The following is a 12,808-nucleotide window of genomic DNA, read 5'->3' on the forward strand; positions in this document are numbered from 1 at the left end:
GCCAATCACTACATCAATCTGGTTAAACCTACCATAATGTTAAGGAGTCTGGGCTTTTGTCTCAGATTCCTTAATTTTAAAAATAAACAAAACCGGTTCCAAAAAAAATCTATTGCATTATTTTTATTTGATGGTATAATGAAAGCGTAAACAACATGGAACCGGTTCCTAAAATAATTTGGAGGCAATTATGGCTGATTACAAAAAGATGTGTCAAGATATTGAAAAATATGTCGGCGGTCGTCAAAACATTGTGGGTGTCGCCCACTGTGCCACACGTTTGCGTATTGTGCTAAAGGACAATAGCCTGGCGCAAATAGATAAACTTGAAACAGTGGATCTCGTCAAAGGGGCCTTTGTTGCAGGCGATCAAATTCAGTTGATCATTGGACCTGGCTTGGTTAATGACGTCTATGAGGCTTTTTCTGACTATGTTGGCATCAAGGACATGAATATTTACGATCTAAAGGAAGAGAGTGCTAAGAAAAATAACATCTTCCAATCGATTATTAAATCCCTTTCCGATGTCTTTGTTGCTATTATTCCTGCTATCTTAGCGGCAGCCTTATTGATGGGAATTACAGGTGTGCTCGGTAATTTTGATATGGTTAAAGAGAATGATACTCTCTATGCTATCAATAGACTGGCAAGCCTAGCAGCCAATGGTATCTTTGCGATTTTACCCATGGTTGTCTGTTATTCAGCCGTTAAACGCTTTGGCGGAAATCCCGTACTTGGTATGGTGGTCGGTGCTATTATGCTGGATTCAACACTGGCAAATGCCTACTCAGCAGCACAGGGAACGGTTAAGGTGGAAACCATTCACTTATTTGGTCTTCCTATCAATATGATTGGTTTTCAAGGCGGTATTCTAGTTGCTTTGATGATTGGTTTTGTGGTGGCTAAGCTCGATATTTTCTTTAATAAGAAAGTTCCAAACTCTATCAAACTCCTAGTTGCTCCTTTGCTCACTGTCTTTATCTCAACAGTCTTGCTCTTTACTATCGTTGGACCAGTAGGTCGATTTTTATCAACTGGTTTGACGAGCGGATTGGTATGGTCAACTTCACACCTAGGATTTGTAGGATTTGCTTTGTTTGCAGGTGTCCAGCAGCTCCTTGTTATCACTGGTCTGCATCATATCATCGGTGCGGTAGAAGCGCAGTTACTGGCTGACACCGGCCATAACTTTATCAATCCCTTGATGTCTGTGGCATTGATTGGTCAATCTGGTGCGGTGATCGGCTACCTAGTAACCCATTGGAAAGATACCAAGGTCCGTGAATTAACCTTACCAAGTTTTGCCTCTACCTTGTTTGGCATTAGTGAACCGGCAATCTTTGGGGTCAATCTTAGATACCGTTATCCACTAATCGGGGGTTGTATTGGAGGAGCGCTAGCAGGTGTCTATGTTTACTTCTCAAAATTGACATCCCTAGGATTCGGGACAACAGCTGTACCAGGAATTGCCATTGCAGATCCTGCACATAATGGCTATATTAATTATATTATTGCCCATCTGATCGGATTTGTCGCTGGTCTAGTAGCAACCCTATTGCTCAGTACCATTCATAAAGATAAAACACAAGAAAATTAATCGTTAGACTCAAAGACAATCAAAAATAAACTAGGCGATAGGGCATAGAGAGTACTGGCGTCAGGCAAGATAAGTCAAGGGCCTATATTTTGATTGTCAAGTGTATTAACTGAAATGACCAAAAGAATCTGACACTGCTTGTCTCAGATTCTTTGTGTCTATTTGGGAGAAAGACATGTATACCAAACAAGATTATCTAAACGAGTGCAAAGAGTATTCCTATATGAGAGAAAAGGTTAATAAAGATCCTAATCGGCTTGCCTTCCATCTCATGCCACCAACTGGCTGGCTCAATGACCCCAATGGCTTATTTCAGCATCAAGGAAGAAACCATATCTATTTTCAATACACGCCTTTTAAGGCGAGCTGGGGAATCAAATCGTGGGGGCATTATACGACCAAGGATTGGATTCATTATGTAGAAGAAGAGCCCTTCTTGTTTCCTGATATTGCGGATGACCGTGACGGTGCTTACAGTGGCTCAGCCTTCAAAAAAGATGATCAGGTGCATTTTTTCTACACGGGGAATGTCAAGCTGCTTGATCAAGAGTATGACTACATCACCAATGGTCGTGAGCAAAATACTATTCATATTCAGAGCCCAGACGGCTATCAGATTGATGTCAAGGAGACGGTACTGAAAAATGAAGACTATCCTACTGATCTCAGTAAGCACGTGAGAGATCCTAAAATTTACCCAGTAGATGGCAGCTATGTCATGGTACTCGGAGCAAGGACCCTAGCAGATACCGGCTGTGTGATCTGCTTTAAATCTCATAATTTAAGGGAGTGGTCTTATATTGGCCGCATTGAAACAGACAGCCCCTTGGGTTACATGTGGGAATGCCCTGACTTATTCGAACTGAGCGGTCAAAAGGTCCTATCATTCTGCCCCCAAGGCCTCCCCGCTCAGAAGGAAAAATTTCAAAACGTTTTTCAAAATGGCTATGTCCTGCTGGATGGTTGGCTAGGAGATTATGACTTGTCAGTCTTCAAAGAATTTGATTATGGCTTTGATTTCTACGCCCCCCAGACCTTTTTAGATGATAAGGGACGACGCATTTTAATAGCCTGGATGGGGATGCCTGAGGAGTCAGGCTATAGCAACCAACCGACAATAGAATACGGTTGGATCCATGCCCTAACCATGCCAAGAGAGTTGGTCTATAAAGATCATCATATCTACCAAAAACCTCTGGATGAGTTTAAGCAGCTCAGGTTGGATGAGCATCATTGGGAATTGACTTCGTTTACAGGATGGCAGACAGAGAATTCCACTTTTGAAATGCGAATAAGATTTACTGAGAATCCTAAAAGTTTTTCCGTCCAACTGAGAGAAGGTGTCAAACTATCTTACAAGAATAATCTTTTGCGATTAAGTCTTGGCAAATCTGGATATGGTAGAAATGAGAGAGTGGCAAGGATAGACAATCTGTCTGATTTGGTCATTTACTCAGATACATCCGCTATAGAGATCTTTGTGAATGAAGGATTGTTTACAATGACTAGCAGAGTCTACTCAGACTTCTTGGGGCAAAAACTATCTCTTGATAGCAATGTTGATGGCCTGCTTAGTATTTACCAATTGAATGGTTTTGACTATCATTAATAGGAGATGCTGATCGTATGGGTTCAGCTCAAAACTCTTGGAGGTGCAGGCAAAAATTCAACATAGCCAATTAGATCTTTATCCCAAGGCTGAATACGGTTCTGTATTTCAATATGCAGATCAGTTTGCCCGAGGTTTGCTAAGATTTTGTAAATTCCTAGATGATGCTGTTTTAGTGCTTTTAGTATGGTTGAAATTCTAGAAATTCGTGATGTGCTCAGCTAAATAAATTGGGCAAGTTTTGAAGTATAATCGGAAATTCTCTAAGAGAGTAAGTCGTAGCTAGCCCTGCTTGGTCTCTGCCAGTAGAAACTAAAGCAATGTCGCTGGCAAAGAATGCGGTAGAGTAAAAAACAGTAATTGAAAGGAATCCCTTGCCAGCTAGCTGGGGCATTATTAGTAGAGAATGGGATATATAGTATTTAAAAATCTGGGACAACGTGCTCAGATTTTTTGCTAGCTATCGGAAAAAATTTAGAAAAGGTGAAGGAAAATCTTGACTTATAGTTGACTATAAGTGATACACTACAGTTGCTAAAGGTAAAAAGGTTTGAAATCCATTGTTGATTTTATGCTGATACCGCCTTGTATGACGGTGTGTTTCTAACAGGAGGTTCTATTATGAAAACACTGATTATTTATTTTTCTGAAACAGGAACAACCAAAGAGCGTGCACAAGCTATTGCGCATGAACTAGGGGCAGACTTGTATGAGATCAAGGCGAAAATCCCTTATACTAGCCAAGATAGGAATTGGTATGATGATTCCAGTCGCTGCAATCTTGAGCAATACGATGAGTACAGCCGTCCTGATTTTGCAGGGAATCTGCCAGATATTTCACAATATGAGCGCATTTTAATCGGCCATCCGACCTGGTGGGGAATTCCCCCAAGGGTTGTCCAAACGGTTATGGATCAAATGGACTTTTCCGACAAAATTCTAGGCAGCTTTTCGACATCAGGCGGTTCAACCTATGTAAAAGCACAGCCGATCTTTAACCAATATGCAGCTAAATATCATATTGCAGGTGATGTCTTGAATAGTACAGCGGCCATGAAACGTTGGCTAAAGCAATTAAACTAAGGGAGTTACATTAATATAGAGCAAAAATCCCTCAGCTTAGCTTTGACAAAAGAAGTGGTTGCGCTTATTGTCAGTGTGACTAAAGAAGGCTATCTAAATGATTATATAAACACTCTGATACTATTCTTACAGCCGATGATAGTCTATCTAGATAAATTTCACACCACTCACATCATATTGTAGGAGTTCTCAGATAAGAAAATTAATGTTTGATCAAAAAGTCTTGACTTACAGTTCACTAGAAGTAGTAGAGTAATCTCATAAAGAAAAAAGGAGAATTTTTATGTCAACTAACCAAACAGCACCAATCGTACTTGGAACTTGGTCTTGGGGAACTGGCGGATTTGCCGGTGGGAACGTAGTCTTTGGCAATAGCCTTGACACCGCAGATCTCAAGGATGTCTTCAAAACAGCTATGGATGAAGGGCTCAACACCTTTGATACAGCTTATGCCTATGCTAATGGTGAAGCTGAACGTATCTTGGGTGAACTTACTGGTCAATATGATCGCTCGCAAGTAATCCTATCAGACAAGTTTACCCCTGGTATGCAAGATGACACGAAGGAAAATCCTGTAGAAGATATGCTGGAAGGCAGCCTCAAACGTCTGGGTACTGATTACATTGATATTTATTGGATTCACAATTCTGCCGACGTGGAACGTTGGACACCCTTCTTGGCTGACTTGGTCAAGTCAGGCCGAGTTAAGCGCATCGGTGTTTCTAACCACAGCCTTGAGCAGGTTAAACGTGTGCAAGAAATCTTGAAACCAGCTGGTGTACAAATTTCAGCCGTGCAAAATCACTTCAGCCTTCTCTATCGTCATTCTATCAATGATGGTCTTCTTGACTACTGTAAAGAAAATCATATCCAATTTTTCTCATACATGGTCTTGGAACAAGGGGCTTTGTCTGGTAAGTATGATAGTCAGCATCCAATGCCTGCTGACTCTAACCGTGGTAAAACCTATAATCCAATGTTCCCAGCTTTGAGTGATTTACTGGCTGAGCTGAAGCGTTTGGCAGACTATTACAAGGTCAGTCCAGCTCAAATTGCGACCGCTTGGGCTATTGGACGCGGCACAACACCAATTCTTGGTGTGACAAAAGTAGGGCAAGTCGAAGATGCTGCTAAGGCTAGTCATGTGTACCTTACAAATGGAGAAATGGCTAATCTTGAAAATCTAGCGACTCAATCAGGTGTTGATACACGTGGTGGCTGGGAAGGTCAAGCCTAATATCAATCAAAAGGAGTCTATAATGTTTTTAATTACCATTACTATCAAAGCCGATCAAGTCCCTCAAGACCAGGCCGATGAACTCTTGAACAAACACAGAGCTTGGTTCAAGTCAGAATTTGATGCAGGTAACTTCAAGATTGTTGGCCCTCTTAAAGATCGTGGCATGGCAGGGATTGTCATTGCCAAGGCTGATTCACGAGATGATTTGGATGCTATGATTGCCAAAGATGCCTATTACCCAGACTATGCCACTTATGACGTGGCCGAATTTAAAGCCAATCTGGTAGCAGATGATATCGAAGGAGACTAAGATGACAACAAGAATCTTTTTATTCCATCCTAATCCTGACCAATCTAGAGCCAATAAGGCCATGGCTCAAGCAGCTGCTGAGCAAGGCATTGAGGTACGTAATCTCTATGCCCTCTACCCAGATGGTAAGATTGATGTCAAGAAGGAACAGGCTGCGCTGACAGCTACAGACCGCATTGTCTTACAGTTTCCAATGTACTGGTATTCTATGCCATCCTTGATGAAGGAGTGGCTGGACCAGATACTAGAGTATGGTTGGGCTTATGGTTCATCTGGTGACGCCCTCCAAGGCAAGCAAGTCCTGCTTGCTGTCACTCAAGGAGCAGGAGCGCAGGATTATACAGCTAACGGCCGATTCCATGTAACCACACAGGAATTGCTCAAACCAATAGAGACCATCAAGTACCATACGGGTCTCGTTTTTGAAGAGCCTTTTGTTCTATCTGGCGTACTCAATTTATCGAATGAAAAACTGGCTCAAGAGGCGGCTAATTATGTTGGCTGTTTACAAGAATCATAGCCAAAAGGTTTAAAATTGTGTATACTGAACAGATAGTTAAACTGATGTGTATATATTGAAAGGTGATCGAATATGCCAAAAGAAGGAACTTACACTATTACTCAGGTTTCTCAAATGTACGATATTAAGCCCAATACCTTGCGTTATTACGAGCGCATTGGGCTCTTGCCTGAGATTCCTCGTCAGGCAAACGGCAATCGCTATTTTACAGATGATCTCAATAAGTGGCTAGAGATGGTCATTTGTCTGCGTCATTCGGGTGTTTCTATCGAGGTCTTAGTAGATTACTGTCAGTTGCTCATGCAGGGCGATCAGACAGTCGAGGCACGTGAAGAATTGCTTCGTGAGCAGTTAGAGAACCTTGAAAATAAGAAAAGGAATCTCCAGCGTTCGATTGATCGCCTGACCCATAAAATAGGTCTCTACGAGTCGGGAGAAATTCTCAATAAAGACACCTACTATGAGGAATATGGGATCATCTTCGATAAAGACGGCAGCTGGAAGGAGCGCTTAGATGACTTTGAAAATTGATGCCTTTGCTCATGTGCTCTTGCCTAATTTTTATGAAAAAATGCTTACGCTGGATAAGGCGTTAGCACAGAAGATGCCTTTTATCCAAAATCCAGTCCTGACCGATCTGAACAAGCGCCGTGAGACCATGCCTGCTGACACTAAGCAGATTATCAGCTATGTCAATACCAATCCAGAGGATTATATGGCAGGTGAGATGGCGGCCCTCTTAGTAACCGAAGCCAATGGAGAATTGTTAGCAGCAGTGCAGGCCAATCCCGATATCTTTACTGGCGGTGTCGCCATGGTCGCCATGAATCATATTCTGGAAGCCGTGCGCGTGGTGGAAGCATTTGTCCCAGCCCATCCTGAGATACTGGGAATTCAGCTCTTTACCCGTCATCTAGGGAAGTCTGTGGCGGATGAGGAGTTTAAATCTGTCTTTGAAGCAGCGGCTAAGCACGATGTGCCAATCTGGCTCCATCCTGTTTTTGATGCCCGAAAGCCCGACAATAACATTATCTTTAGCTGGGAGTACGAGCTGACTCAAGCCATGCTTGAGATCGTACAGGCTGGTTATTTTCAGGCATTTCCAAATTTGAAAATCTTGGTTCATCATGCCGGCGCCATGGTTCCTTACTTTGCCGGTCGTATCGAGCGGATTCTGCCAGAAGATCAGGCCGCTGACTTTAAGAAGTTTTATGTGGATACTGCTCTCCTTGGTAATCCTAAAGCCCTCGAACTCTGTGTGGATTATTATGGTGTTGACCATGTTCTCTTTGGAACAGATGCGCCCTTAGGAATCCTGCCGGCGGGTGCGACGGAGGTCATTGCCCAAGCGATTGAAACTCTTGCGCTCGGTGATGAAGAGAAACGGCAGATTTTCACGGGTAATGCTCAAAAATTATACGGATTGGAAGATTAATATGACAGAGATTTTTAGATTATTTAGATTGGGGCTCGATTTGTCCTATGAGACTGATTTTAACCAAATCGGCTATAACAACTTTACCCAGTCAATGGAGCTGGAGCCAGGAACCTTGGCTATGTATGGCAGTCATGTCCCCAGTGATAAGAGTCAGCAGGTTGTTCTTGAGTGCTATGCCAGTGATGAGGCCTACCAAAAACATGTAGACTCACCGCATTTTAAAGCCTTTGCCGGTTTGGCGCAAAAGGCCATCACCAGCCGTGAAGTAGTGACATTAAAGCCTGAGATTTTTCTCCAAAAACCAACAGCATTGAGAGTTTTGGAGCCAAACGATTTTTCAGTGCGTCTGGCAAGAGTGACAGTCAGTGACAGTCAGGCTTTCGCAGCTATCGTCTTACCAGAGATGCAGGCCAGTATGGACAAGGAGTCTGGTGTCCTTGTCATGTACGCAGGTAGAGACATTGAGAATCCCAATACTTGGTATTTCTTTGAAGTTTATGAAGATGAGGCTGCCTATGAGGCTCATCGGGGAACCTCCCATTTCAAAGATTATATTGCAAAAAGCAGCAACCTTGTTTTAGACAAGACCCTGCAAGTCTTGACTGGTGACATGCTGGTTAATAGAGGCTAATTTATTCAAGCCTTTATCAAGCAGAGGGTAACGTGCAACTGAAATGCCTTTTAAGCATGGCAGTTAGTTGTTCTTGGTATTTGTAAATTAATTTACACAGAGCTATACTAATGGTAAAAAATAACTATTGAGAGAAAGAAGTGATAATTCATGGCTAAACATGAAGAAGTAAAAGCACATCCTTTATTTGCCTTTGGTGAAGAGAACCCTTATGGCGCTAGCTTTACAGGCCAATCTTATCTGGCTATGTTAGCCCAAGCACCAGATAGACAAACCAGTGTTGGAAATGTGACCTTTGAACCGGGTTGCCGCAACAACTGGCATGTCCATTTGGATGGCTATCAAATCCTGCTAGTGACAGGCGGAGAAGGGCTCTATCAGGAGGAAGGAAAGCCAGCACGTCATCTGAGAGCAGGCGATGTGGTCGTGACAGACAAGGGTGTCAAGCACTGGCATGGGGCAACCAAGGACTCTTGGTTTAGCCATATTGCTATCACAGCAGGCGCTAGTGAGTTTTATGAGCCCGTTACAGATGAAGCCTACGATACCGCAAATAAGGAGGAAGGTTAATATGGCTAAAAAACAAACAGCAGGACGTGATAATTTAGGAGATTTTGCTCCCAAGTTTGCAGAACTCAATGATGATGTCCTCTTTGGCCAAGTCTGGTCGCGTGAGGAAGAATTATCCCCTAAGATCCGCTCTATCGTAACAGTTTCAGCTCTCATCACAGGCGGCAATTGGGAACAGCTTAAGTACCACCTGAATACGGCTAAAAATAATGGCGTCACTAAGGAAGAGATTTCAGAAATCATTACCCACATTGCCTTCTATGTCGGCTGGCCCAAGGCTTGGTCTGCTTTTGGATTAGCCAAGGAAATCTGGGGGGAAGAATAGAAAAGGCCAGTAGGCCTTTTGAGTTTGAAGACAAAGTCTCATTTTTTCATAACTCATCGGCTTAAGTTTTATAGAATACCAGCACATATTTACGTCAAAAAAGAGGAGGATGATATGATGACCATTACCATCAAACCTTACCAACATCGCTACAAAGACGCAATCTTATCTCTGTCAATTGAAAGCTGGGCAACGGTCTTTTACCAAATGCGCTCTGCTGTACCGGCTTTTGTCTATGATAATTTTTATCCTCAAGGGTGGGAATCCCGTCAAACAGCAGATTTGTCGCAGGTCTTGGATGAAGCAAGCAGTCAGACTCTGCTGGCCTTTTCAGATGACGAACTAGCAGGCTGGCTTGCTTATCGCATACACCCAGAAGATAGGATGGGGGAAATCTATGTTGTGGCCGTTTCACCAAAACACCAAGGTAGGGGGATTGCTACAAGGCTGCTGGAAACTGCTTGTCAGAAAATCACTCAAGCTGGCATGAAGATGGTTATGGTGGAAACTGGCGGAGATCCGGGACACTTACCCGCCCGCCAAACTTACGAAGCTTTTGGCTTTGAACCTTGGCCGGTTGCAAGGTATTTTAAAAAACTATAAAACGAAAAAAGCGCCATTGAAAAGAGTGAATGGCGCTTTTTTGGATCTAAAAAATGACAGTCAGCAAATAGCCACTGAGACTCGTACGCTCAGCCCTCAGCAACGGTTGAGGGCTGAGTATAGGGATCAATTTGCCCCAGCTCAATGCAGAAGGTAAATTCATGATAGGCGTAAATCCCACTGATTTGCTTATATGCGCCCCATCCCTTGCCGTCTATCGCCTCTAATTTTTTCTGCTAATCAGTCATGGTCATGCCCCTTACCTTTCTTTTAACCGAAATGTCTTCTGTGCAAGCCATGCTGTTAACAGGATAGATATAGCCAGTAGACCAAAGATGGTCATATAGGCTGAAAATTCATGGCTAAGAATGCTTCGGTAGCCTTTTTGGAGCCATTCAAAGGGGTTGATCCATGAGATTGCCTGAACGAATCGGGGAGCATGATTCAAGGACCAGAAAATACTACTTGGTAAAAGCAAAGCAAACATGGTTAAGTTAGTAAAGGTACTTAAATGCGCTTCGTCTTTTGGAAACCGTGACAAGACAAAGCTAAATAAACTAAACAGGACAGCTTCTGTCAAAAATAGAGGAACGAAGAACAATATTTTTCCAAAAGTTATGGCTAGTGAAAACAATTTAACCTCAATGGTTAAGAGCAGCAAGGCAATGAGGCTGGCCAGCAATGCCTGACTGAGAACAATGCCGCTTAGATACTTCCAGATAGAAAAGGGGGTGACAGACAGCAATTCAAATACGCCCCGCTTTCTTTGCGAAAAGATGGAGAAGGACTGTGTAATGCAGGCCTGACAAAAAATACTAAAGGTTATGATACCAAAGAGAGTGTCTGCGCCTAGAGTGACTTTAAAATAGTGAAGTCCGATAATAAAGGCCAAGGGCAGGCAAATCGACCAGAATAAGAGGACAATGTCCTTTAAGCTGTTTTTTAATGAAATGGTGAATACATTAAACATGAGCGTCCTCCTTATTGGCTGTTAATTCGTAGAATAATTCTTCTAGGTTCGTGACCTGATAGTTTCTAATTAGCTCATCGGGATCCCCGCTTTCTAAGATGGTTCCTTCGTGAAGAAACATTACGCGATCGGCTGTATTCTTAATTTCAATCATATCATGAGAAGCAAAAAGGACAGTCTTCCCATCTTGTTTTAAGCGTTGAATCATTTGCTGAACCTCTCTTTGTCCGCTTGGGTCAAGACCGGCTGAGGGTTCATCCAGAATCACCAAGTCTGGCTGGTGAATCGTTGTAATGATAATCGCCAGTCTTTTTTGCTGCCCCAGTGACAATTTAGCAGCCTTGGTTTTCCTTGCTTCATAGAGATTGTGTTCTTTTAGTAGCTTCTCAATCTCATCTTCAGACAAAGAAACAGCGTAAAAGGTTGCAAATAATTTGAGGTTATCGACAATATTCAGTGCTTCAAAGAAGGGTGTTGTCTGCAGCTGGGCGCCAACCTTTTTATTAAAGTCTGGCATTCCAGAGCTGATCTGCCCCGTGTCCGGCTTAATAATCCCAAGCAGGAGCCGAATGGCGGTTGTTTTCCCAGCTCCGTTTTTTCCTAGTAGGGCAAGGATCTCATTTTCTTTGATGGTAAAATTCATATCCTTGATAATTTTGCGATCTCTAAATTGCTTGTAAACATGGTGAAATTCTACTAGATTCATATTATTCTCCTTTGTATAATCAACTTTGACTATATTGGTAAAAAGAAAGCCGGTCTATAACTCATTTTTTTGCCGGCTCAAGATAGTCAGAGTTTTATCGATTAGCTCGATTTGAGACCTGACCGTCTCAAACATATGTTCAAAAATAATTTGCGTTAGTTCTGGAATATGATTGCCCATTGATCTTTTCTTACTGTCCATCCCCTTACTTAACATATCATATTCTATTTCAAGCTGCTCCTTGTTTTTTTGCAGATCGTCTATTGCTTCTTGCAGAGGAAGCTGGTCGGCAAAAGAGATGCCAGTGTAAAGTTGAGTAGGGTAGTGAATTTTGTTAGCCGTCAGACATTCTTTGATGAGTTCAATTTGGTGCTTTCTCCCTGATTCCGTTATTTTGTAGATGGCTTTTTGCCTGTTTCCGTTAGCTTCGATACTTTCGATTTCAATGTAGCCATCTCTTTCCAGTTTCCGTAAGGCATTGTAAATGGACCCTGGTAGCACTCCCGCCCACCTCTGTGTATCGCTGATCTCCAATAGTGATTTAATATCGTAACCAGACATGGGTTTTACATTTAAGATAGCCAGAACTAAAAGCTTAATCACGCAACAACCTCCTTTGTTTATTCAACGTTGAACATTTATAGCTTAGCAATTTCTTTCTTAGATGTCAAGATGTAAAAGTTAAATCTTAAAACTAAAATGCAAATAAATTTTTAAGGTAGTAAGGATTATTGGCTCAGCCATATTGCTATCACAGCAGGCGCTAGTGAGTTTTATGAGCCCGTTACAGATGAAGCATACGATGCCGCAAATAAGGAGGAAGGTTAATATGGCTAAAAAACAAACAGCAGGACGTGATAATTTAGGAGATTTCGCCCCTAAGTTTGCAGAACTCAATGATGATGTCCTCTTTGGCCAAGTCTGGTCGCGTGAGGAAGAATTATCCCCTAAGATCCGTTCTATCGTAACAGCTTCAGCTCTCATCACAGGCAGCAATTGGGAACAGCTTAAGTATCACCTGAATACCGCTAAAAGTAATGGTGTAACGAAAGAAAAAATTTCAGAAATTATTACTCACATCGCTTTCTACGTTGGTTGGCCCAAAGCTTGGTCAGCCTTCGGATTGGCTAAGGAAATCTGAGGAGAATGAATCATCGATAGTAATTGTTGAAATTGATCACCTGATTGACCCTGATATCTCCAATC

At 42.3% G+C, this 12,808-nt stretch carries 16 protein-coding genes and 1 pseudogene; 13 read left to right on the plus strand and 4 right to left on the minus strand.

Features of this window, described 5'->3' with window-relative positions; genetic code table 11:
• Positions 1-190 precede the first annotated feature (190 nt).
• The 12 genes from ACFSN5_RS04780 to ACFSN5_RS04835 all read left to right on the plus strand — a co-directional run bounded on the left by ACFSN5_RS04780 (position 191) and on the right by ACFSN5_RS04835 (position 9,926).
• A complete protein-coding gene (locus ACFSN5_RS04780) occupies positions 191-1,597 on the plus strand; it encodes a PTS transporter subunit EIIC (RefSeq protein ID WP_165211229.1) in 1,407 nt (468 codons plus the stop codon).
• 175 nt (positions 1,598-1,772) lie between these two features.
• Positions 1,773-3,206, plus strand: a complete 1,434-nt coding sequence (locus tag ACFSN5_RS04785) for a glycoside hydrolase family 32 protein (protein ID WP_165211226.1) — start codon at positions 1,773-1,775, stop codon at positions 3,204-3,206.
• Between the two features lie 618 nt (positions 3,207-3,824).
• The gene (locus ACFSN5_RS04790; protein ID WP_165211334.1) at positions 3,825-4,289 is read left to right on the plus strand and encodes a flavodoxin; all 465 of its coding nucleotides are present in this window, start codon (positions 3,825-3,827) and stop codon (positions 4,287-4,289) included.
• Positions 4,290-4,572: 283 nt separating this feature from the next.
• A complete protein-coding gene (locus tag ACFSN5_RS04795) occupies positions 4,573-5,526 on the plus strand; it encodes an aldo/keto reductase (RefSeq protein WP_165211223.1) in 954 nt (317 codons plus the stop codon).
• A gap of 22 nt (positions 5,527-5,548) precedes the next feature.
• Positions 5,549-5,839: a YciI family protein gene (locus ACFSN5_RS04800; protein ID WP_165211220.1), complete on the plus strand. Its 291-nt coding sequence runs from the start codon at positions 5,549-5,551 to the stop codon at positions 5,837-5,839.
• A gap of 1 nt (position 5,840) precedes the next feature.
• Entirely contained in the window at positions 5,841-6,359 is a 519-nt protein-coding gene (locus ACFSN5_RS04805; protein ID WP_165211217.1) for an NAD(P)H-dependent oxidoreductase, read from the plus strand.
• Positions 6,360-6,431: 72 nt separating this feature from the next.
• Positions 6,432-6,890, plus strand: a complete 459-nt coding sequence (locus ACFSN5_RS04810; RefSeq protein ID WP_165211214.1) for a MerR family transcriptional regulator — start codon at positions 6,432-6,434, stop codon at positions 6,888-6,890.
• Entirely contained in the window at positions 6,874-7,794 is a 921-nt protein-coding gene (locus ACFSN5_RS04815; RefSeq protein WP_165211211.1) for an amidohydrolase family protein, read from the plus strand. The genes ACFSN5_RS04810 and ACFSN5_RS04815 overlap by 17 nt, the downstream gene beginning before the upstream one ends.
• A 1-nt stretch (position 7,795) precedes the next feature.
• Positions 7,796-8,428 carry a putative quinol monooxygenase gene (locus ACFSN5_RS04820; protein ID WP_165329254.1) on the plus strand — a complete coding sequence of 211 codons (633 nt, stop codon included), beginning with the start codon at positions 7,796-7,798 and terminating at the stop codon, positions 8,426-8,428.
• 150 nt (positions 8,429-8,578) lie between these two features.
• Positions 8,579-8,998, plus strand: coding sequence for a cupin domain-containing protein (locus tag ACFSN5_RS04825; RefSeq protein ID WP_165211205.1), 420 nt, complete (start codon positions 8,579-8,581; stop codon positions 8,996-8,998).
• 1 nt (position 8,999) lies between these two features.
• Positions 9,000-9,323 carry a carboxymuconolactone decarboxylase family protein gene (locus ACFSN5_RS04830; RefSeq protein ID WP_165211202.1) on the plus strand — a complete coding sequence of 108 codons (324 nt, stop codon included), beginning with the start codon at positions 9,000-9,002 and terminating at the stop codon, positions 9,321-9,323.
• 114 nt (positions 9,324-9,437) lie between these two features.
• Positions 9,438-9,926 carry a GNAT family N-acetyltransferase gene (locus ACFSN5_RS04835; RefSeq protein WP_004225781.1) on the plus strand — a complete coding sequence of 163 codons (489 nt, stop codon included), beginning with the start codon at positions 9,438-9,440 and terminating at the stop codon, positions 9,924-9,926.
• An 89-nt stretch (positions 9,927-10,015) separates the two neighbouring features.
• Here the strand turns inward: ACFSN5_RS04835 and ACFSN5_RS04840 are convergent.
• The 4 genes and pseudogenes from ACFSN5_RS04840 to ACFSN5_RS04855 all read right to left on the minus strand — a co-directional run.
• Positions 10,016-10,147 (minus strand): annotated as a pseudogene (locus ACFSN5_RS04840) (ABC-ATPase domain-containing protein); the annotation flags it as partial.
• Positions 10,148-10,185: 38 nt separating this feature from the next.
• Positions 10,186-10,896: an ABC transporter permease gene (locus ACFSN5_RS04845; protein WP_165211199.1), complete on the minus strand. Its 711-nt coding sequence runs from the start codon at positions 10,894-10,896 to the stop codon at positions 10,186-10,188.
• Positions 10,889-11,602 (minus strand): ABC transporter ATP-binding protein, encoded by a 714-nt coding sequence (locus ACFSN5_RS04850; RefSeq protein WP_165211196.1) that lies wholly within the window; start codon positions 11,600-11,602, stop codon positions 10,889-10,891. The genes ACFSN5_RS04845 and ACFSN5_RS04850 overlap by 8 nt, the downstream gene beginning before the upstream one ends.
• A gap of 54 nt (positions 11,603-11,656) precedes the next feature.
• Entirely contained in the window at positions 11,657-12,205 is a 549-nt protein-coding gene (locus tag ACFSN5_RS04855; protein WP_165211193.1) for a PadR family transcriptional regulator, read from the minus strand.
• Positions 12,206-12,431: 226 nt separating this feature from the next.
• Here ACFSN5_RS04855 and ACFSN5_RS04860 point away from each other — a divergent pair, with 226 nt between their 5' ends.
• A complete protein-coding gene (locus ACFSN5_RS04860) occupies positions 12,432-12,743 on the plus strand; it encodes a carboxymuconolactone decarboxylase family protein (RefSeq protein WP_165211190.1) in 312 nt (103 codons plus the stop codon).
• The last annotated feature ends 65 nt before the right edge of the window (positions 12,744-12,808 follow it).

Source organism: Streptococcus tangpeifui, assembly GCF_044503215.1.
Classification (GTDB): Bacteria; Bacillota; Bacilli; order Lactobacillales; family Streptococcaceae; genus Streptococcus; species Streptococcus tangpeifui.